Source organism: Actinoplanes sp. NPDC021490, assembly GCF_055562135.1.
In genome coordinates, this window is sequence record NZ_JBVHFW010000003.1 from 482,372 (window position 1) to 502,248 (window position 19,877).

At 69.7% G+C, this 19,877-nt stretch carries 16 protein-coding genes; 7 read left to right on the forward strand and 9 right to left on the reverse strand.

Features of this window, described 5'->3' with window-relative positions; all coding sequences use genetic code 11:
- Nucleotides 1-61: 61 nt before the first annotated feature.
- The 3 genes from ACZ3I4_RS10560 to ACZ3I4_RS10570 are packed head-to-tail and all read right to left on the reverse strand — an operon-like array spanning nt 62 to nt 5,375.
- Nucleotides 62-1,141, reverse strand: coding sequence for a protein kinase domain-containing protein (locus ACZ3I4_RS10560; RefSeq protein ID WP_465381624.1), 1,080 nt, complete (start codon nt 1,139-1,141; stop codon nt 62-64).
- Nucleotides 1,134-4,514 (reverse strand): protein kinase domain-containing protein, encoded by a 3,381-nt coding sequence (locus tag ACZ3I4_RS10565; protein ID WP_465381625.1) that lies wholly within the window; start codon nt 4,512-4,514, stop codon nt 1,134-1,136. Before ACZ3I4_RS10565 ends, ACZ3I4_RS10560 begins: the two co-directional genes overlap by 8 nt.
- Before the next feature lie 3 nt (nt 4,515-4,517).
- Nucleotides 4,518-5,375: a hypothetical protein gene (locus tag ACZ3I4_RS10570; RefSeq protein WP_465381626.1), complete on the reverse strand. Its 858-nt coding sequence runs from the start codon at nt 5,373-5,375 to the stop codon at nt 4,518-4,520.
- Nucleotides 5,376-5,620: 245 nt separating this feature from the next.
- Between ACZ3I4_RS10570 and ACZ3I4_RS10575 the strand changes: the two genes are divergently transcribed.
- Nucleotides 5,621-7,201 carry an AMP-binding protein gene (locus ACZ3I4_RS10575; protein WP_465381627.1) on the forward strand — a complete coding sequence of 527 codons (1,581 nt, stop codon included), beginning with the start codon at nt 5,621-5,623 and terminating at the stop codon, nt 7,199-7,201.
- A 4-nt stretch (nt 7,202-7,205) separates the two neighbouring features.
- On the opposite strand, the gene ACZ3I4_RS10580 is transcribed toward ACZ3I4_RS10575, so the two are convergent.
- Entirely contained in the window at nt 7,206-9,662 is a 2,457-nt protein-coding gene (locus tag ACZ3I4_RS10580) for an ATP-binding protein (RefSeq protein ID WP_465381628.1), read from the reverse strand.
- Between the two features lie 190 nt (nt 9,663-9,852).
- On the opposite strand from ACZ3I4_RS10580, the gene ACZ3I4_RS10585 reads away from it, so the two are divergent.
- Nucleotides 9,853-10,368: a hypothetical protein gene (locus ACZ3I4_RS10585; protein WP_465381629.1), complete on the forward strand. Its 516-nt coding sequence runs from the start codon at nt 9,853-9,855 to the stop codon at nt 10,366-10,368.
- A gap of 67 nt (nt 10,369-10,435) precedes the next feature.
- Here ACZ3I4_RS10585 and ACZ3I4_RS10590 read toward each other — a convergent pair whose 3' ends face one another.
- Nucleotides 10,436-11,995: a M1 family metallopeptidase gene (locus tag ACZ3I4_RS10590; RefSeq protein WP_465381630.1), complete on the reverse strand. Its 1,560-nt coding sequence runs from the start codon at nt 11,993-11,995 to the stop codon at nt 10,436-10,438.
- Nucleotides 11,996-12,251: 256 nt separating this feature from the next.
- On the opposite strand from ACZ3I4_RS10590, the gene ACZ3I4_RS10595 reads away from it, so the two are divergent.
- Nucleotides 12,252-12,998: a DUF899 family protein gene (locus ACZ3I4_RS10595; protein ID WP_465381631.1), complete on the forward strand. Its 747-nt coding sequence runs from the start codon at nt 12,252-12,254 to the stop codon at nt 12,996-12,998.
- 90 nt (nt 12,999-13,088) lie between these two features.
- Here the strand turns inward: ACZ3I4_RS10595 and ACZ3I4_RS10600 are convergent, their stop codons facing one another.
- A complete protein-coding gene (locus ACZ3I4_RS10600) occupies nt 13,089-13,499 on the reverse strand; it encodes a helix-turn-helix domain-containing protein (RefSeq protein ID WP_465381632.1) in 411 nt (136 codons plus the stop codon).
- Nucleotides 13,500-14,171: 672 nt separating this feature from the next.
- On the opposite strand from ACZ3I4_RS10600, the gene ACZ3I4_RS10605 reads away from it, so the two are divergent.
- Both ACZ3I4_RS10605 and ACZ3I4_RS10610 read left to right on the forward strand, forming a co-directional pair.
- A complete protein-coding gene (locus tag ACZ3I4_RS10605; RefSeq protein ID WP_465381633.1) occupies nt 14,172-14,996 on the forward strand; it encodes a hypothetical protein in 825 nt (274 codons plus the stop codon).
- A gap of 837 nt (nt 14,997-15,833) precedes the next feature.
- Nucleotides 15,834-16,139, forward strand: coding sequence for a hypothetical protein (locus ACZ3I4_RS10610; protein ID WP_465381634.1), 306 nt, complete (start codon nt 15,834-15,836; stop codon nt 16,137-16,139).
- A gap of 826 nt (nt 16,140-16,965) precedes the next feature.
- Here ACZ3I4_RS10610 and ACZ3I4_RS10615 read toward each other — a convergent pair.
- Complete coding sequence (locus ACZ3I4_RS10615) at nt 16,966-17,868, reverse strand: hypothetical protein (protein ID WP_465381635.1); 903 nt, start codon at nt 17,866-17,868, stop codon at nt 16,966-16,968.
- A 408-nt stretch (nt 17,869-18,276) separates the two neighbouring features.
- On the opposite strand from ACZ3I4_RS10615, the gene ACZ3I4_RS10620 reads away from it, so the two are divergent.
- Both ACZ3I4_RS10620 and ACZ3I4_RS10625 read left to right on the forward strand, forming a co-directional pair.
- Nucleotides 18,277-18,525 carry a FitA-like ribbon-helix-helix domain-containing protein gene (locus tag ACZ3I4_RS10620; protein WP_465381636.1) on the forward strand — a complete coding sequence of 83 codons (249 nt, stop codon included), beginning with the start codon at nt 18,277-18,279 and terminating at the stop codon, nt 18,523-18,525.
- Entirely contained in the window at nt 18,525-18,938 is a 414-nt protein-coding gene (locus ACZ3I4_RS10625; protein ID WP_465381637.1) for a PIN domain-containing protein, read from the forward strand. The genes ACZ3I4_RS10620 and ACZ3I4_RS10625 overlap by 1 nt, the downstream gene beginning before the upstream one ends.
- A 256-nt stretch (nt 18,939-19,194) precedes the next feature.
- On the opposite strand, the gene ACZ3I4_RS10630 is transcribed toward ACZ3I4_RS10625, so the two are convergent.
- Both ACZ3I4_RS10630 and ACZ3I4_RS10635 read right to left on the reverse strand, forming a co-directional pair.
- The gene (locus ACZ3I4_RS10630) at nt 19,195-19,482 is read right to left on the reverse strand and encodes a helix-turn-helix domain-containing protein (protein WP_465381638.1); all 288 of its coding nucleotides are present in this window, start codon (nt 19,480-19,482) and stop codon (nt 19,195-19,197) included.
- The gene (locus ACZ3I4_RS10635) at nt 19,479-19,835 is read right to left on the reverse strand and encodes a type II toxin-antitoxin system RelE/ParE family toxin (protein ID WP_465381639.1); all 357 of its coding nucleotides are present in this window, start codon (nt 19,833-19,835) and stop codon (nt 19,479-19,481) included. The genes ACZ3I4_RS10630 and ACZ3I4_RS10635 overlap by 4 nt, the downstream gene beginning before the upstream one ends.
- Between the last annotated feature and the right edge of the window lie 42 nt (nt 19,836-19,877).

The window sequence follows — 19,877 nt, forward strand, 5'->3', positions numbered from 1 at the left end:
GATTCAATTCCGCGCGAAAATTGATCTTGGAGTAAATCGAAATTGCTCAGATCTCGAATCTTCAGAAACGTTCGAGGGCGGCCGCGAAGTCGCCGGTCTCGTTCAGGGCCGCGTCGATGACGCCGGCGAGCCCGGCGGGCAGGGCCGGAAGCCTCTCCCGTACGGGGACGGGGGGCTCGCGCAGCACGATGGCGACCGGGTCGGCGCCCGCCGGGAAATCCCGCGGGGTGGCGCCGGTGAGCATCCAGTACAGGCAGGCGGCCAGGGCCCACATGTCGACGTCGGGGCGGGCGTACTTGTAGTCGATCACCTGCCGCCGGGGCATGAAGGCCACGCTGCCGGCGATCGCCCCGGTCGGCGTACGGCCGCTGAGCCCCGCCTGGTCGTAGGCCTTGGCCAGGCCGAAGTCGGCCACCTTGAGCCGCCCGTCCGCCGTCAGCAGCAGGTTCTGCGGCTTGATGTCGCGGTGCACCAGCCCGCGCCCGACGGCGGTCGTGCCGTCGGCCCGCAGAACCGGAACCTCGGCGGTGTGCGCGTACCGCAGAGCGGCCACCGCCTGACGGGTGAGGGCCACGGCCTCCCCGACCCCGTACGGGCCGTGGTCGGCGACGCTGCCGCCGGCGCAATACTCGGCCACGAAGCCCAGCGGCTCGGCCAGGCTCCGGTGGAAGCGCACGATGCCGGGGTGGCGCAGCGCGGCGGTGCAGTCGAGCTCGCGGCGGAACAGGCCGGTCGCGCCGGGGGCGGTCAGGGTCTTCACCGCCACCAGCGTCCCGTCGGGCTCACGGGCCAGATGCACCACACCCTGCGCGCCCCGGCCCAGCTCGCGCAGCAGCACCAAGGGGCCGTGACCTCGCATTCGCACCCGGACGACCGCGTCGCCCAGCCTCAGCTCGTCGCCGTCGCGCAGCTCCGTCTCCCCGTCGACCAGGATCCCGTTCACGTACGTCCCGTTGCGGCTGCCGAGGTCGCGGACCACCACGTGCGGCGGCCGGATCACCAGCCGGCAGTGGCGGCGGGACACGCGGCGGCGGTCGTCGCTCACCCGGACGTCGCACTCCGCATCACGGCCGAGCAGCACGTCGGCCCGGCCGGTGAAGACGTGCTCCGACCCGCCGGCCACCAGCACGACGTCAGTCAACGTCGGCTTCCCAGGCCAGCTCCCACGCCCGCAACTGGCCGCCGAGGTCGACGGTGACCATCATCGTGCCGTCGTCGCTGATCTCGATCAGGTGCAGGGTCATCCGGTGGCCCTCCATCGTCCGCAGGCAGCGCCCGGTGGCCACATCCCAGATCCCGACCGTGTAGCTGGGGCCGCCCACGACCGCGAACGTCCCGTCGGGTCCCAGCGCGAAGACGTACGGATCCTCCGGCAGCTCCAGCTCGTGGCGCACCTTCCCGGTGGCGGCCTCCCACACCACCAGCTTGCCGGCGTCGGGCGTGGCGGCCAGCCGCCCGTCGGCGGTGAAGGCCACGTTGGTGCGGCCGGTGCCGCCCGGCCGCCGGTTGGTGAACGAGAAGCGTTCCTTGCCGCGGCTCGCGTCCAGCGCGGTCAGCGACATCAGGTCGTCGGCCAGCACGGCCGACTGGTCCCGCGTGAAACGCAGGCCGGTGGGGTGCACCATCGTCAACCGGCGCTTCCATTCCGGGCGCCGGGCGTTGGGCCGCCACATCCGGACCTCGCCGCGCTCATCGAGGCAGGCCATGCGCAGCGCGTCGGGGCTGATCGCCACGGCCCGGATCGAGCCGTCGCAGGCCTGGGTCGAGGTCAGCCGCACACCCGTCGCCAGGCCCCGCATCCGCATCGTGCCGGACTCGTCGCCGTACAGGATCCGCTCCCCCGCCGCGTCCAGGTCGATCGCGGTGATCTTGCCGGTCTCGCTCTCGACGATCTCGGAACGGCCGTCACGGAGGTCGGTCAGCTGCAGCGTGCCGGCCCACGAGAGCACGACGAGAAGGTTGCCGCCCTGGCCCCACCGCATCTCCCGGATGGCTCCGGCGCCGCGTTCGGCGGTGTCCACCACCTCGGCCGTGGGAAAGTGCCACAAGTCGACGTGACCGGTCCACCGCCCGGCCGCCAGGACGACCCCGTCCCGGCGCAGCGTGATGACCGGCGGCTGGCCGAACACGTCCCGGCCGTCCGCGTGGTAAAGCTCCCAGGCGGCGATCAGACCGGCCCGGCGCCCGTGCGGCAGCAACGAGCGCCAGGCGGTCCGCAGCTCGGGATGCCGGGTGTAGCCGGGCACGTCCCGGGCCGACCGCAGCAACGCGGCGACCTCGGCCGGCTGCCCGGCCTCGAACAGGGTGCGAGCCCGCGCGAGCAGCTCGTCGAACGACTCCTCGGCCCGGTGCAGCTCGGGCACCGGACGGGGACGCGCGTAACACCAGGGCGCCCGGTAACCGAAACCCGGCATCGGCCGGAGCGCGACCTGATCGATCCCGCCCAGCGCCACCGCGCTGCCGTCCGGGGTGAACGCGCCCGCCTCCACCGAATACAGCTCTTCCGGCAGGTCGTCGTCGAGGGTGCGCAGGGTGCGGCCGTCCCGCGGGTGCAGGATCTGGGCCGACCGGGAGGTGCCGGCCACGAGCAGGCCCCGGGCGCCCGGCGCGAGGGCCAGGACGGCCTCCCACCGCAGCCGGTGCGGCGCCTCGCTGACCACCACGGCCCGTCGCGCGTCCCAGGTGGCGAGCGGCCCGTCCTGCCAGACGGCCACCGCATAGCGGGCATCGGCCGTCACCAGCACCTTGTCCCCCGGGAAATGCACCCACGGTTCCCCCGAGACCAGAGTGCCGCGCGGCGGCCCGATCCACACCGCGACGCACTCGCCGGTGCTCACCCGCCAGTGCCGGACCGTGCCGTCGCCCTCGAAGTTGTCGAAGGAGGCGGACAGCACCCGGCGGCCGGTCCGGCTCAAGGCGAGCGAGGTGACCTGGGCGGTGTGGCCGGTCAGGACGACGGCGTCGCCGGACTCGCCGGGCTCCCAGATCCGGATGTGGCCGTTCCGGAGCCCGGCCGCCACGAACCGGCCGTCGCCGCTGACCGCCACGGACATCGCATCGGGCACGTCCCTTCCCGGGACCCACCGCGCGCCGCGGGCCAGGTCCCACAGGGTGATCGAGCCGTCCTTGCGCAGGACGGCCCCGAGCCGGCCGCTCCCGTCCAGGGCGATGGCGGTGACCTCGGCCCCCCGAGCCAGTTCCCGCGGCTCACCGCCGGACGGCGTCCAGAGATGAAGGCCGCCGCCGTGGGTCGCGAACAGCACGTGCTCGCCGGCCGGCCCGGCGGCCACCACGCGGGCCTCGCCCGAATCCGTCTCGGCGCGGATCCCGGGGGCGCGGCCCGCCCGTTCCCGCAGCGCGGCCACCGCCTCGGCCGAGGCCGGGCCCGCCTCGGCCGCCTCGCGCAGCAACTCGCCGGCCCGCTCGTCCTCGTGCCGCTCGAGCTCGACGCTGCCGAGCAGCAGGGCGCCCCGGCCCGGCTCGTTGTCGCCGCCGGCCGCCCGGGCCGCCTCCAGCGCCGAGACGACCTCCTCGTCGGTGACCTGGCCGGTGCGCCAGCGGTGCAGCCCGAAGTTGTAGACCGACGGCAGATGGTGCGGGTCGGCCGAGACCGCGTCCCGCCACAGGTTCTCGGCCTCCTCGACGCGGCCCAGGTCGAGAAGGGACAGTGCCTGGTTGGAGAGGCCGTCCGAGCGGAGCAGCGCCGGGCGGGGCGCGGGCCGCGGATACGGTTGGCCCGTCAGATCGGCGTACAGGCTGATCAGATCGTCGATCAGGGGGCCGAAACCGGACGGCCGATCGGCGAAGCAGCCGGCCAGCAGATCGGCGACCCCGGGCGGCAGATCCGCGCGCACGGTCTCCAGAGCCTCGGCCGCGGCCTGCCCGAAACGGGTGATGCGGCGCCCGGCGAACATCTCGGCCACGGTGACCGCCCACGACCAGACATCGGTGGCCGCGGTCAGCCGGACGCGACGATCACCGGCGGCCGCGGCGGCCTGCTCGGGCGAGCAGTAGGCCGGGGTCCGGCCGCCGAACGTGCCCTCCTCGGCGGCCACCGCCAGACCGAAGTCGGTCACCTTGGCCGTGCCGTCCGGCTCGAGCATCACGTTCGCCGGTTTCATGTCCTGATGCACCAGGCCGCTGTCGTGCGCGTGCTGGATGCCCCAGGCGGTCTGGATGGCGACGTCGAGCCGGCCGGCCTGGTCGAGGCGTTTCCCGCGGATCGCGTCGGCCAGGCTGCCGCCGTCCACCCACTCGGCGAAGACCCGCGGGATCCGGTCGATCGTGCGGACGTAGACGCAGTTGACCGTGTGCGGATGCAGTCCGAGACCGATCCACGTGCCCGCCTCCGCCTCGAACAGCGCGAACGAGGCCGAGGCGCGCGGCGTCTTCACCGCCAGATCCACCTCCCACTCGAGGTGTCGGACCCGATGCACGACGCCCATCCCGCCGCCCAGCGGCTCGCCGAGAACCTCGTACTGGCCGAGAACGATCTCCCCCGCCGTCCACGGCATCGCTCAGCTCCAGACGGGCGTGCGGCCGGCGACGTCTTTCCAGTCCCCGATCCCGTACGCGGAAAGAACGAACTTGCGCAGCAGCACGAGCAACGCCGGCACGACCGTGACGTCACCGATGCGGGACAGGTGATCCAGGTCGGGCGGATAGGGCGGCGGGCTCGTGCCCATCCGCAGGTTCAGCTCGTTCTCCTCGAGCAGGGCGCCGACCCGGGCGACCATGCTGTCCTGGTCGTCGGTGAACTGAAGCTTGCGGGTGAACCGATAGGGAGCGGCCGGCCCCTGTCCGGACGTCAGCTCGGCCAGCAGCGCCTCCCGGCTGGTCTCCGGAAAATAGTTGATCTTTGCCGTGAGCAGCGAGCCGGGATGGAACCGCATGAAGAAGCACGCGCGGTTGCGCCCCTGCCCGAACGCGACCACGAACGCATTGATGCGGTGGTCGTTCTGGTCGGCCAGCCGGTCGGTGGTGAGCAACTTCAGCGGCGTGCGGGCCTGCCGGACCCACGGCGGCTCCCCGGCCGGGTCCATCTTGGCCGCCGCCCGGCCCGCGAGTTCCTCGAGCTGCCCATCGGTCGCCACGGCCAGCGCCAGCAGCGCCGCACGCGCATCCGGGGTGCCCATCTCGGCCACCGAGTCCAGCACGATCTCGCGGGGCAGCCCCATCAGGTCGGTGATCGAGATGAAGGGCGCGCTCAGGGAGGCGCCGACCGAGGCCGCGCAGAGCGGGTCGCTCAGCGAGGTCAGCCGGAAGCCGTGATCCCGGAAGAAGGCCCGGAACTCACCGAGCCGTTCCCGCACCGCGGCATCCGCACCCGACCGGTAGGAACTCCAGATCTCCTGGTCGGGCCGCAGCTCCCGCAACGTCGAGTGAGGACTCGCTCGGCCTTCACGGCGCCGTCCTTTGTCCTCACGGCCCCGTCCTTTGTCTTCACGGCCTCGTCGGAAGAACATCCTGTAGATGATGTCACCGAGCGACGCGGCTCGATAGCCGCCCGTCACAAAACGGACCGCGCTGAGACGCCGGCCCTTGCCGTGACCTAGCTCACTCCTTTACGGTCACGCCAGGTTCGCACTCGACTGCCGCCCCTCGAACAAGGGCTCCGACCATGCTCGAGCATCTGAACGCCGTCCTGCGGATGCACCAGATCGGCATCGTCAATCTGCTGCGCCCGCGCCGGCTGCTCCGTGCAGCCGCCAACAACTCCCGGCTCGGCCCGCAGGCCGCCCTGATCATGAAGGCGGCCGCCGAGCATCCGGACGCCCCGGCGGTGACCGACGAGAACGGCACCCTGACCTATCGGGAGCTCGACGAGCAGTCGAACGCCCTGGCTCACGCCCTCAAGCAGCTCGGTCTGCCGGACCGGTCGGTGGTCGGGGTCCTGGCCCGCGACCACCGCGGTCTGGTGCTGGCGATCAGCGGCACGGCCCGGGCCACGCTCCGGCTGGCGCTGATGAACACCGGCCTGGCCAAGCAGCAGCTGGCCGAGGTGGTGGCCCGCGAGAAGGTGCGGGTGGTGCTCCACGACAGCGAGTTCGCCGCCCTGACCGACGGCCTGCCGGACGACATCCCCCGATTCGTGACCTGGGGGCCGGCTCCCGGCACGCACATCGACGAGCTGATCGCGGCGCACCCGGTCACCCCGCTGCCGCTGCCCGACCGGCCGGGCGGGTTCATCATCCTGACCAGCGGCACCACCGGACTGCCCAAGGGCGCACCCCGGACGAAGGTGTCGCCGCTGGCCAGCGCGGTGATCGCGGACCGGATCCCGTTTCCCCGGCAGGGCGCGGCGGTCTTCGCGTCGCCGTTGTTCCACAGCACCGGCTTCGGCGCCTGGACCGTCGGGCTGTCGCTGGCCAACCACGCCGTGCTGCTGCGCCGCTTCGACCCCGAGACCATCCTGCAGGCGATCGCCGAGCACCGGGCGCAGATGCTGGTCGCGGTGCCCACCATGCTCACCCGGATCCTCGCCCTCGGCCCGGAGGTCATCGGCAAGTACGACACGTCGTCGCTGAAGTCCGTCTTCGTCGCCGGGTCCGCCCTGGCCCCCGAGCTGACGACCCGGTTCCACGAGGCGTTCGGCGAGGTGATCTACAACGTGTACGGCTCCACCGAGGTCGCCGTCGCGGCGGTGGCCCAGCCGGCCGAGTCCCGCCGGGCGCCCGGCACGGTCGGCCGGCCACCGGTCACCGTGCGGATCGCCCTCTACGACGCCGACAACCACCGGATCACCGAGCCTGACGTGCACGGGCGGGTCTTCGTGCGTACGGGAATTCCGTTCGAGGGCTACACCGACGGACAGCAGAAACAGATCATCGACGGCTACATGGCCACCGGCGACCAGGGACACTTCGACGCCGAGGGACTGCTCTTCATCGACGGCCGCGACGACGACATGGTCATCTGCGGCGGCGAGAACGTGTATCCGGTGGAGGTCGAGAACCTGCTCGCCGAGCGCGACGACGTGCTCGAGGCCGCGGTGATCGGCGTCGACGACCCGGAATTCGGGCAGCGGCTGCGCGCCTTCGTCGTGCCCACCGGCTCCTCCGCCCGGGACCCTCAGGAGATCAAGGATTACGTACGGGCGAGCCTGGCCCGCTACAAGGTGCCGCGCGACGTGGTCTTCCTGGACGCGCTGCCGCGCAACCCCACCGGCAAGGTGATCCGCCGCGAGCTGCCGGTCGACTGATCGGTCAGCGCTTTTCCTGTTCCAGCAGAAGGGCCGCGGCGGCCGCCACCCCGAGTGGATAGCGGGCGGCGCCGTAGGCCAGGTGCCCGTCCAGGTCTTCCGCGCCCAGGCCGCGGCGGCATTCGGCCAAAGTGGACTCGACCGGCCAGAGACCGGACGGGTGGTTGGCCTCGGTGTTGTCCCGGACGGCCCGGGCCAGCCCGATCAGCCGGGCCGCGGCGACCCGGTCGGCCGGTGCCCGCAGCGCCGCGTGGGCCTCCAGGATCGGCGCCGTCTCGTCGCGTGGGTCGCCGCCGGCCATCGCGGCCAGCCCGGCGCGGAGGGCGGCCGTGGCGGCGGGCAGATCACCGGTCGCGTGCTGGACGAGGCTGCCGCGGGCCTGGATCGCGCCGCGCAGCGCATGATCGTCCCCGAACTGCTCCAGCAGACCCTCCGCCGCGGCGGCCGACTCCGACGCGGCCGCCAGATTGCCCGCCGCCAGCTGGGCCAGGGCGTGCACCGAAAGGGCCATCGCCCGGAGCCGCGGATGTTCACCGCGCTCCAGCAGTTCCGCCGCGCGGAGGGCGTACGCGGCGGCGGCGTGACCGTCGCCGGTGCCGAGCAGCACCTCGGAGATGTTCATCATGGTCCGGCCGAGGTCGACCTCGTCGGCGCCGGCCCGCTGCTTGACGGCCAGCGACTCCTGCAGCAACGGCAGCGCCGCCCGCGGGTCGCCTCCGGTGACGGCGGCGGCCGCGAGGTTGTTCAACGCCCGCCCGACGAGGGTGTCGTCCCCGGCCGCCCGCCCCGCCCGCAGCGCGAGGGTGGTGCGCTCGGCCGACGTCGCCAGGTCACCCCGCATCGCCGCGAGCCGCCCGGCGGTCAGCCACGCGGTCGCCTGGGCCAGGTGGTCGTCCGGGTCGAGCCGTTGCTGGGCCTGCGTCGCCTCACGTTCGGCGTCGGCGGCGCGCCCGGCGAGCTGGCTGAGGCTCGCGGCACGCAGCAGGGCCCACCCGGCCGCCGGTGCTCCGGCTGCGGCCAGCGCCGTGAGCTCCCGGCCGCCCTCGTTGAGCCGCCCCCGCAGCTCGTAATAGCGGTAGAGCGATTCGACGACGTCCCGGCCGGCCAGGCCCGGCTCGTTCGCCCGCACCCAGGCGAGCGCGGCCCGGACGTTCGGGGCCTCGGCGGCGGCCAGCCCCCGCAGGAACGTGACGGCGGCCGCACGCCGTACGGCCTCGGCGTCCCCGCGCAGCGCCAGACGCTCACCGGCCAGCTCGCGCATGGCGTCCAGCTGCACGAACACCGAGTGCCCGCGACGGGTGCGCACCTGGATCAGGCCGGCGTCGACCAGGCCGGTCAGCGCGCCGAGCAGGCGGCCGGGCGACATCCCCGCGATGCCGGCGATCGCTTCCAGGTCGTCCAGGCCCGCACCGGCCGGCGCCGCCGCCAGCCAGGCGAACAACGTACGGCCGTCGTCGTCGGCTCCGGCCAGGCTGGCCTCGATCGTCGCCCGCAGCGAGCGGTGCCGGAACGGAACATCGACGGCCCCGCCGGTGAGCAGACGCAACGGCTGGTCCAGGCGGGCGGCCATCTCGGCCGGGGTCAGCAGGCGCAGCTGGGCCGCCGCCAGCTCGACGGCGAGGGGCAGATTGCCGAGCCGCCGGCAGATCGCGGTGAGCACCGGTTGGACGGCGTCGGTGACCACGAAGCCCGGCACCACGGCGGCGGCCCGCCGGGCGAAGAGGTCCACCGCGGCCGGCGCCGCGAGCGGCTCCAGGCGCACGAGGCGTTCCCCGGTGAGCCGGGCCGGACGCTGGCTGGTGATCACCACAGAGAGCCCCGGGCAACGCCGGACCAGCGCGGCCACCTCGGTGGCCGCCGGCAGCAGCCGCTCGAAGCCGTCCAGGACCAGCACCGCGCGCTCGTCGCGGAGCTCGGCGGCCACCCGGTCGACGCCGGACAGCCGGGATCCGCCGCCCGCGTCGAACGTCTCGGCGACGAGGTCGGCAACCAGCGCCGGGTCGTCGACCGCCGACAGCTCGAGCGTCCGCACGTCCAGCCGGCGCCGGCGCAGAACGCCGACGAGCTCGGCCACGAGCCGCGACTTGCCGATGCCGCCCGGGCCGGTGACGGTGACGACGCGGTGCCGCCCGCCCGCCACCAGATCGGCCAGCATGGCCAGCTCGCGGGACCGCCCGAGCAGCTCACCCGGGCGTTCCACGAGCGACACCGCGGTCCAGGCGGCCCGCTCCGGGGCCACGAAGGCCGAGCGATCCTCGTCGGCCAGACGCAGGGCGTCCGCCAGCGCCAGCAGGGTCCGGCGGCGCGGGCGGGCGGTCGCACCGCGTTCCAGATCGCGGAGGGCGCGCTCGCTCATCCCGCAGCGCCGGGCCAGCTCACGCTGACTCAACCCGACGGCCCGGCGATGCCGGTGCAGCAGATCGGCGAGGCGGTGCGGCGGAGGGATGGAATCGACGGCCACGGAGTTCGACGCTAGGGCCCGGAACCGCTACCGGCGCTCCGGGCGTCACCAAGCCGACAGCGGAACCCTCACCACACCGGCAGTTGGCGGCAGTTTCCGTCGCCGGGCACCGAAGAAACCACGGATTCCCCGCAGTGTGGGTTCCGGCGCCGAAACCGCGGCGCCACCACCCCGACCCGGGAGAACAGTCATGAACAAGCTCGGCCTCCGCCTGACCATCGGCCTTCTCGGCGCCCTCGGCACCGCGGCTGTGGCACCGGCCCCCGCCTCGGCCGCCCAAGCGGCACCGGCCGCGTCGCACGTGTCCTACCGGGCCGGCCTGCAGCCCGACTTCGCCCTGTCGGCCCAGGCCGGCTTTCGCCCGCCGTCGATGGTCAAATACAACTCCCAGTTCGGCGGCGCCGACTGGCGCAAGGAGGCCACCATCAACGGTTTCCGCCTGCACAGCCGCTTCTGGGCCGAGTCCGGCGCCTCCGACGTCTGCCTGGCCGCCACCGGCACGCAGGTGGTCGAGGAGCTGTGTTTGCCCAACAGCAGCGCGATGCGTCAGAACTGGACCTTCGAACCGGTGAACGGCTTCCATCGGCTCAAGCACTCCTCCGGCAAGTACCTGACCTACCCGACCACCGGCACCATTCGCCCGGTGTTCCTGGCCGGTGCCGGCCTCCAGCAGACCCAGATCCTCATCGAACGCAAGGAGCTCTGAGCCTCGTCGGCGGGGCGCCCCGCCGGCCGGTCTTCTGCGCGGATGACCGGCCGGCGGGAATCACATGTCAGCGATGGCCGACCAGTGACCTGGCGGCCGGCTCCGACGCGGTCGCCGCGGCGGACGACGGCGCCGGGGGCGGCGTCACCGTCCAGTCCGGGTGGCCGGGCATCGCCGGTGTCTTCGAGCCGTAGAGCCAGTCGTTCAGGAAGCCGTGCAGGTTCTGCCCGGAGACCCGGGACGCCAGCGCGATGAAGTCCTGGGTCGAGGCCGACTCGCCACGGTTCCGGGCCACCCAGGCCCGCTCAAGCGTCTCGAACTTCCGGACGCCGATCCGCTGCTGCAGGGCGTACAGGGCGAGCGCTCCGCCGTCGTACACGTTGGGGTTGAACACGTCCCAGATCGAGTCCGACCGCAGCGGCTGAGCCACCGGGCCGTAGCGCGCGCGATAGATGTCGCCCCGCGCGTAGGCCCTCTTGAAGTACGCCTCCCGGTCCGGGGTGCCGGTGTACTGCTGGAAGACGCCGGTCTCCTCGGCGTAGAGCAGCTCGTACCAGGTCGCGTGGCCTTCGCTCTGCCACACGTCGCTCCACGACCGCGGCGCCACGCTGTCGCCGAACCACATGTGCGCCAACTCGTGCGCCATCACCGGGTCGAGCACGAACTTCGGCGCCCCGAACAGGCTGGTGTCGTACAGGGAAATGGTCTGGGTCTCCAAGGCGAAGCCCAAGTCGGTGTCGACGACGAGAGAGCCGTAGTTCTCGAACGGGTAACGCCCGACCTTGCCGATCATCCAGGACAGCTGCGGACGCTCGACCTCGGCCTTGGGCAGCAGGTCGGCGGCGAGACGGCGCGGAACGACGTCGCGGATCGGCACGCCGTTCACCGGCGGCCGGGTGTGCACGACGAAGTCGCCGACGGCCGCCTGGATCAGCTCGCTGGCCATCGGCTTGGACTCGCGGTAGACCGACGACACGAAGCCGCCGTTACGCCGGTCACCGAGGTGCCGGCCGTTGGCCACCGCGGTCCACCCCGCCGGGGCGGTGAGCGTGATCGTGTAGGTGGCCATGTCACGCGGGTGGTCGTTGCTCGGGAAGTAGTTGTGCGACTGATTCGGCTGCCCGGCCATGAACGTGCCGTCCACCGTGGTCACGAAGCCGGCCGGCGAGCTGGCGTTGGCCGCGATCGGCGTCGACTTGTAGTCACTGACCGTAACCAGGAACCGCTTGCCCCGCTTCAGGTAGTGCTGCGGAGTAATGACCAGTTCGTCGCCGTCGCGGGCGAACTTGGCGGCGGCCCCGTTCACCTTGACCGCGCCGACGGAATCACCGCCGAAGTCGAGGTTGAAGCGCGAGAGATTCTGGGTGGCGACGGCCGCGATGGTCACGGTGCCGGTCACCGTCTGCTTAGGATCCTTCTTGGGGTAGAGCACCCGGAGGTTGTAGTCCTGCACGTCGTACCCACCGTTGCCGAGCAGGGGATACAGCCGATCCCCGAGGCCGGCCGAGCCCGGCGCCGGAGCGCCGCCGCCCGCATACGCGGGAGCGGCCACCCCAGCGGTCGCGACGAGCACCGCCGCGCTGCCGGCGAGGAGGGCAGACAGACGACTGCCTATGAAATTTCCCATGGCCGGTGACGTTACGCGTCCAGTCGAATACCGCAATGTAGTTCCATCCGCCGATGGAAATGGCGGTCCGGGCATTAGTCTCATCCCGCCGAGAACGCGTAACGCCGCGTGAGGTCGCCGCCCCCCTCCAGCGCCGCATTGCGGCGGAAGACGCGAGCGAGAGGACCGACCGGCCTGGATGAGGTGCGGGCGTCGCTATGTCGAAAACTGGCCGCCTCCTTCGACCTCGGTGTGAATCCGACACGAGGAGGCGCCCATGTCCACGCCACCGATCACCGATCGCGAGACCTGGCAGAAGCAGCTCGACGAGCTGCGCGTACGGGAGAAGGCGCACACCCGTGAGGGCGACGCCATCGCCGCGGCGCGGCGGCGGCTGCCGATGGTCGAGGTCGACCCGTCCACGCCGCTGACCGGGCTGGACGGGCCGGTACCGCTGATCGATGTCTTCGAGGGCCGGACACAGCTGTTCGCGTCGTACCACATGTGGCACACCGGCCGGTCCGCCGCCGATCAGTGCGAGGGTTGCACCTTCTTCAACGGCCAGATCCTCGAATTGTCCTACCTGCACTCGCGGGACGTCACGTTCGCCGTCCTCTGCCAGGGGCCGATCGAGGAGAGCTCGCGCTACCGCGAATTCATGGGGTGGCCGACGCCCTGGTACTCGGTGCCGGCGGAATCGGTCGATCCGCTCCTGGCCGGCCGGGGGTTCGGCATGAAGGCGTGCTACCTGCGTGACGGCGACCGGGTCTTCGAGACCTACTGGACCACCGGTCGCGGCGTCGAGCCGGTGGCACCCACGTACGGGATGCTCGATATGACTGTGCACGGCCGTCAGGAGCAATGGGAGAACTCGCCGGAAGACTGGCCCCGACGCTTCCGTGTGGACGGCGACCAGTTCCGGCTCAACGGGCGACCCACGTCGCAGTGGGCGCGCCTTGCCGCCGGCCGGAACGACGACCTCGGCACGACCGAGGCCGCCGGCGGCAAGCACCACTGCCACTGAGCCCGGGGCAGATGAGGCGTTGAAATAGGCGAGTGGCCTTCCGGCCAGGGCCGTTTCCTTGCGCGGGAATGAAGGAGACGGTCGCGGGACTCACGCCCGACGAAGAGCAGCCGCCGCAGCGAGGGCGACCACCGCACCGTTGATGTGCCGCGGCCACGGGACGGCGAAGCTACGCCACGTTGAGCTGGATGTTTCCGATTCGCGCGACGATATCGAGGTGGCCCCCAGGCCGACGACATAAGCGCGCAACGTGTCGAGGCCAACGGCGTCGCCGTTCTCGATCTGGCTGATTCGTGCCTGCGACAATCCGGCCGCCTCGGCCAGCTGTGCCTGCGTCAGGCCGAGCTGTTGGCGGATCTCGGCCAGTTGCACGCCGCTCACGGCGGCGAGCATCTGTTCCCGCATCTGCTGTCGCCGGGCCACGCGGTCGCTGTTGTCCCAGGTGGGGTCAATGGCACGAGCCTTGGCCTTCACGTCGCGCCAGTTGGATGCCTGGCTCATGACTCCTCCTCTGCTACCACGGGTTTGGTTCACGCAATGCTCCACCAGCGCGAGAGAACCTGCAGGTCAACGAGTGGGCCGAACGTTGCACCATGCGGACCGCTGGGTGACAGTTGATGGGAACCCTTCGGCTCGTGCCTTAACCAGCTACCCAGCCCAAGCCCCCCTCGCCGGAGCTCATGAGGTGAAGGTGATGGTCGCCTCCGGTCACTCCCGTGAACAGGTCCCTCGCGTCCTGCGGGCAGCCTGAACCGGAGCCCGAGTAGCGCGGCCTGTTGGCATGCAACGGCACATGACCGCTCATCGTCGCTCTCCATGTCCTTCACCGCCCAGGGCGAAGCCGATCTCGTTCCGACGGCCTATCGGCAATCCGACAGAGTCGCGCGATGCGCGTATGGGTTGGGGCCGCGAGCTGCCAACTTTCGCTGATCAGAGACCGATATGGCGAAATTTTAGTGGTTGGCCTAGAAGGGGCCTTCTATGGAATATCCCTCGCCTCACTTACGGTAATCATACATTTACCTAGAGCGATGCATGGTCGAACGGTGGTGGCGAATGGTGGGGAACACACACAGGGCCAACTGCGCTAATGCTCAAAATCCCGGCTGCGTCTGCTCAGGCTGTGGCGGCGCGCTCCACGGCTGGCAAGGCTGGACCGAACTCGCTCGTGGCGTGCAGACGATGCGTGATGACCGACGGCACCAGATCCAAGCCAAGATCGAACGAAACCGGCGTACCGGTGCACTGAGTTTCAACGCCCGGAATCGGCAGGCGCTGGTCGACCTCGCACGCCTAGACATCACTGACCACCTATCGGCAACCGGCCCGAAGACGCCAGTTGAGGACCAGCACGCACGTCCCATAGACCTTTCTGATCCGGCGATGTCCTCGTCGGATCTCGGACGACTTTCGGCTCTGGGCGGCACACTCATGGCCGAGACTTGGGATGAGATTTCCGCAGATATCGACAAGCAAGTGCAGAATCAGCAGACCGCACGCGACGTCAAGAAGCATCTGGCTGACCACACGTGGTGCGGGCTACTCGTGGCACTGATCCGCTGGATCGAACAGGTCGATGCGGCAGTCCAGATCCTCACCGACAAGGCCAAACAGTTTGTGAAGGATCTCTTGGTCGAGCATCTCTCGGGCCTGCCCAGGAAGCTGGCCGAAGCCGTCGTCGGCATCGTGATCGACAGAGTCTGGTCGGCGTTGGCCCGGCTGCTGGAAGCGCACTTTCCCCCTGCTGGGGGCGGACACACTCAGAGTGTTGCGGATGCTTGCCCTCTTCGCCTGCCCCTCTGTGGAGCAGCATCCAGAGGTCTACAAGTACACCGCCAAGCCGTTGATGGAAGACGCGTTGACGCTGGTATCCGACGAAGTCAAAACCCAATTCAGCACGTTGTTCACCGCCTGGTGGCGGCGACGCAGCCCGGAAGCGCTTGCTTAACTGCTCATGGACGGGCCAAGAGGAGCCGACTCCCATACGTGAGCAGCTAGCATGGACGCCGGAGTGCCGGACTTCCCCAGCGCCACCACATTCGGTGTACCAACGGACCGGCTTGCCACCGGTCCCGGCGGCAAGCCGCGAAGCTGCGCGGCAGCACTCGTGGTTCAGCCATCCAGCCTTGCAATGTCCTCCGGCAGCAGGAACTGCTGGCAGCTGTAGTCACTTGAGTGTGCGAGGTGCATCAGTCGGTGACTGACGGAACCGTGACCGCCATCGATGTCACACGTCGACGGCTACTCCAGAAGCATGGCGACTGCCCCTCGCGAGTACGGCACGTCTGTCTGGTTGCGGCCTCGGCATCAGCAGGATCCTGTGCCACCATCCGAGTAGAGGCTGGCATCGACGGCATCTCTCCGCGTGAGCTCCGGCATACCGCCGCCAGCCTCGCCGGGGCGGAAGCCGCCAATGTCAAAGCCGCCCGGACTGCGGTATCACGCCTCGCTGGCCATGACCCTGGACGTCTTGTCTACGCCGACCTCTCTCGAAGACGAAGTGGACGAGATGGTCGACCGTCTTGACCAAAGGCCGGGGACGGGTTGATCAGTCCGCAATAGTCTGCACCACCGCCGGTACATGCCTCGACGCTGCCCCACCGGACCGCAGATGCGGCTTGAACCACAAGAAGGAAGCGTGGGCCGAACGTTGCACCATGCGAACCGCCCAACCACCGTCACCGGCGACCCACTGGCAGGACGTTTGGCCAGCTCACACGGCAATTATGGTCCTCGCGCCGTGAGACAACCTCCCGATAGCGATTCAGCCTCGCGACAAGCCACGGCTCACCGATGATGAGCGAAGAGTTGAAGCCACGACTTGGAGGAGCCGATGTGTCAAAAGACGTGAAGTGCAGCATCAAGGATTCGGCTGTGGTGATCGGCCCGATCCCGTTCGGGGTTGATATCAAGTACGCCGTCCAGCTGGTGGTCGAGGCACGGTTTCAGTTCACCTATGACCCAGCCGAGGCAACGATCACCCTGCACCTCGAACCTGGTAGCGATGTCGGTGCTGTTGGCGACCCGCTCACCTTCGCGTGGAGGCTCATTGAGGTGATGCGGGAGATCAGGGAAGACAGCACCTCGCTGAATGACCTACGGAAGGCAGCCCTTGAAGGGCGCATGGAACGGGGACGGTAGATCAATTGAAGCGTCGGAGAAACGGCTGCCGCTAAGAAGGGCCGTGCGGCATCGACGTCCGGCTTGATGAGGAAATTCAAGGGCTGACGCGACGCGATGCGAGACACGGCGGACGCGACCACCGCATGATGCCAGTTCCGCGGATCGCCCCCGGAACTGGCATCGTGGGCCGAACGTTGCACCATGCGAACCGCACGGTTGCTGCACCAGGGGAATTCGATGGCAGGACGTTCGCTAGCTCACGCCATAAGTGACGGTCGCCCACGGCAGCAACCCGCGGGTACGCGCTAGCAGGCCGGCGGCGACGGGTCAGCACACCCTCCTTGTAGGCCCAGCTCTCCGGTGCGGGTGACCAGGTCAGCGGGAACAACAGTTCAGGCACGTGGATCTCCATGCCGACCGGGCGGGACGAACGCGGTGGGGCCCCAGTACTCCGCCAGCTCGGCACCGCATTCGCTCAGCAGGCCGATCCGGAACCCCCCGCCGCCGGCGTTCCGCCAGGACGCCGAGCGCGGGGTGCCGCGGTTTGCGTAGGCGGGCATGACCGCTCCGGTGATGCGCGAGCGCGACGGGGAGCTGGACGGATGACGGGTTCGCTCCGCAGGAACGCGCCACCGCCCTCAGCGTGCTCTCCGTCCCGCCGTGGACCCCGATGGTGCGCTCGCCGAAGCTCCCGGCCAGCGCCTCCCAGAACCGTGGCCGGCAGCCGCCGAGTAGCTCGCCGGTGCGGTGCGGGAGACCCCCCGTGGTGCGAGGGCCTCCGGCGAGGCGGGGATCCGCGAAGGATCAGGTTGCCATTGTCCGCGGCGCCGCGTTCCCTGCGGCTTTATCCCGCTGGCGTTTCGTTCACGCCCAAACCACGCACGACGTCATCACGGTTCGCGTTCCCGCGCAGCGCGGTCAAGGAATTCAAACGGCCCAGCAAAGTCGTGGAAGATGCGGGGCATTTCAAGTCCTGAATCGCCGACAAGGTCTTTTCAAAACGTTGGATGCGGCTTTCAAGGTCCGTTCCACTCGGAAGGTTCCCATTCTTGAGCGCCACCTGCGCGTTCACTTGGGCTTGAGTGGGCGGGCAGCGACCGGGAACCTTTACCCCGGTGGGGCCCACGCGGTCGGCCGTCGCATTCGGATCGCCCGGACTGAAACCCAGCGCCGGCACCAAAGCGTCAATGTTACCGGAGCCGGCTCCGGCGTTCCCCGTCGCTCCACTCCCGGCCGCGTCACCGGATCCTGTGGCGGCTTTGTCCGCTGGCGTTTCGTTCACACCCAAACCACGCAGGACGTCATCGCGGTTCGCGTTCCCGCGCAGCGCGGTCAAAGAATTCAAGCGGCCCAGCAAAGTCGTGGAAGATGCGGGGCATTTCAAGTCCTGAATCGCCGACAAGGTCTTTTCAAAACGTTGGATGCGGCTTTCAAGGTCCGTTCCACTCGGAAGGTTCCCATTCTTGAGCGCCACCTGCGCGTTCACTTGGGCTTGAGTGGGCGGGCAGCGACCGGGAACCTTTACCCCGGTGGGGCCCACGCGGTCGGCCGTCGCGTTCGGATCGCCCGGGCTGAAACCCAGCGCCGGCACCAAAGCGTTGATGTTACCGGAGCCGGCTCCGGCGTTGCCCTGTTCGGCGGCCTGGCTCATCCCCGTGCCGACCGCGAGAGCCGAGCCGAGCAGCGCTGCGGCGGCACCTCCAATCACCAGCTTGCGCGTCCGGCTGCTGCCTCCGCGTCGATACATGCACGGCTCCTCTTAGTCTCAGTACTGCTTGTGCCGAGAGATACGAGCAACGATGTGCAGCAGTTCATGACGCTGAGCAAGCGTTCCTTAAAGTTTCTTTAACGAGACTCCCGGGGCGTGCAGCCGCCGGCATCGTCGCGCTCCCGTCCGCGGGCACCCGGCCGCGGGTCAGCAGCGAGCCCGCCACCATCACCGTGAACGCGAGCGGCACCGTCCACACGGCCCCCAGCCAGTCGGTTCGGCGCCCGCCTCGACGTACACGTTGCCGCCCAACACCGAAAGGCGTCTTCCCGTACGGCTGAAAGAAGTCTTCGCCGGGTCACGGCATCAATAGAGGATGGCCGGGCACCACCTGTCGCAGCCTTGCGCTAGCATTGCTATCAACGCCGTACGACGGGGAGATGCGCCATGGCCGCCCTCAGCATCCGAGACCTGGACGACTCAGTCAAAGAGAAACTGCGTCTCCGAGCGGCCCGGCACGGCCGGTCCATGGAGGCCGAGATCCGCCTCATCCTCACCGCAGCCGCCGCCGAAGACGAACGCCCCAGAACCGATCTTTTCAGCGCGCTGACCGAACGGTTCGGGCAGCTGGGCGGGGTCGAACTCGACGTTCCGGCCCGGACCACTCCCGCTCGAGCAGCGGACTTCGGCGAGTGATGATCGTCCTCGACACCATCGTCGTTTCCGAACTCATGCGGGCCACACCAGTTCCAGCGGTGCTCGCCTGGCTCCAGCAGACGTCCAGCACAGGCCTCTACACCACGTCGGTCACGGTCGCCGAGATTCGCTACGGCATCGCGCGGTTGTCGGACGGCCGCCGCAAACATGACCTGCACCAGGCGGCCAACGAAATCTTCGCCGCCTTCCCCCGCCAGGTTCTACCCTTCGACCTCGCCGCAGCGACGGCCTACGCCGACGTGGTCGCCAGCCGCGAAGCCGACGGCAACCCGATCAGCGGATTCGACGGCCAGATCGCCGCCATCTGCCGATCACAGGTCGCGACCCTCGCCACCCGCAACACCAAGGACTTCGTCGACACCGGGATCTCGCTCATCGACCCCTGGCAGTAGACAACCGCCTGACGTCCCCAGCTCGAGTCTCGTAAACGCAGCACAAACCCGGCTACCCGCCCAGCGCGGTTCGCGCAACGCCTCAATCGAGCTGACCGTCCCCGCAGGTAAGCGGATAGGTGCGCCGAACGTTGCACCATGCGAACCGAACTACAGTCGTTCCCGGCATCCCGATGTCAGGACGTTTGGCCAGGTCACAGACCCGCCGCGATGGGCGCTGAGTGCCGCGGCAGCCGCAGCGACAGTTCGCCGTGGTTCAAGCGGCCTCGAAACCCACTCGGAGTCGCACGTCCAACGCCGTCGCCAGCCGTTCCAGCACCGACAGCGTAGGAACAGTTCCGCCGGCCTCGAACCGAGCCACCGCGGACTGCGTCATCCCCGATGCCTTCGCCAGCTGCGTTTGGCTCCAGCCCCGGCGCTCACGAAGTTCTCGAACAGAACGGCCGAGTTCAAAGGCCAAGCGCGCAGCGTCGTACGCCTCTGCGGCACCCGGCTCGGCCATCCGCCGTTCGCGCATCGCGGCCCAGCCACCACTCTCGCTCATGACCCAGCCTCCTCATCCTCAACCTTGTGCACCTCGTCGACACACCGCGCCAACGCCCGGCGCGCCCGTTCGATCTCCCGCTCGTCCCGCATGCGCGTCTTGTGAAAGACCGTCAACAGAATGATCCTCCGGTCAGTCGCAATCCAGTAGGTGATCCGGACTGACCGCCGTTCCAGGTGAAACCGCAGCTCGCGCAGCTTCCGATCGAGCTGCTTCGTGTACGGCTCACCCAGCAGCGGACCTTGCTCAGCGAGTAGGTCGACGTAGAACGCGGCGTGAGCGAACTGAGCGGTCGGCAGACTCTCCAGCCACTTCTCCACCTCTGGCTCAAGCTCGACGACACCCCAAGGCATAGCAGCGATGCTATACCAGGGCACGTCAGGACAACCGGTTCG

What these genes read in the sequence shown, in the direction of transcription:
- ACZ3I4_RS10565 (WP_465381625.1), bottom strand. Translation starts at nt 4,514, where the DNA reads ATGCCGTGGACGGCGGGGGAGATCGTTCTCGGCCAGTACGAGGTTCTC.
- ACZ3I4_RS10575 (WP_465381627.1), top strand. Translation starts at nt 5,621, where the DNA reads ATGCTCGAGCATCTGAACGCCGTCCTGCGGATGCACCAGATCGGCATC.
- ACZ3I4_RS10585 (WP_465381629.1), top strand. Translation starts at nt 9,853, where the DNA reads ATGAACAAGCTCGGCCTCCGCCTGACCATCGGCCTTCTCGGCGCCCTC.
- ACZ3I4_RS10590 (WP_465381630.1), bottom strand. Translation starts at nt 11,995, where the DNA reads ATGGGAAATTTCATAGGCAGTCGTCTGTCTGCCCTCCTCGCCGGCAGC.
- ACZ3I4_RS10595 (WP_465381631.1), top strand. Translation starts at nt 12,252, where the DNA reads ATGTCCACGCCACCGATCACCGATCGCGAGACCTGGCAGAAGCAGCTC.
- ACZ3I4_RS10600 (WP_465381632.1), bottom strand. Translation starts at nt 13,499, where the DNA reads ATGAGCCAGGCATCCAACTGGCGCGACGTGAAGGCCAAGGCTCGTGCC.
- ACZ3I4_RS10615 (WP_465381635.1), bottom strand. Translation starts at nt 17,868, where the DNA reads ATGTATCGACGCGGAGGCAGCAGCCGGACGCGCAAGCTGGTGATTGGA.
- ACZ3I4_RS10620 (WP_465381636.1), top strand. Translation starts at nt 18,277, where the DNA reads ATGGCCGCCCTCAGCATCCGAGACCTGGACGACTCAGTCAAAGAGAAA.
- ACZ3I4_RS10625 (WP_465381637.1), top strand. Translation starts at nt 18,525, where the DNA reads ATGATCGTCCTCGACACCATCGTCGTTTCCGAACTCATGCGGGCCACA.
- ACZ3I4_RS10630 (WP_465381638.1), bottom strand. Translation starts at nt 19,482, where the DNA reads ATGAGCGAGAGTGGTGGCTGGGCCGCGATGCGCGAACGGCGGATGGCC.
- ACZ3I4_RS10635 (WP_465381639.1), bottom strand. Translation starts at nt 19,835, where the DNA reads ATGCCTTGGGGTGTCGTCGAGCTTGAGCCAGAGGTGGAGAAGTGGCTG.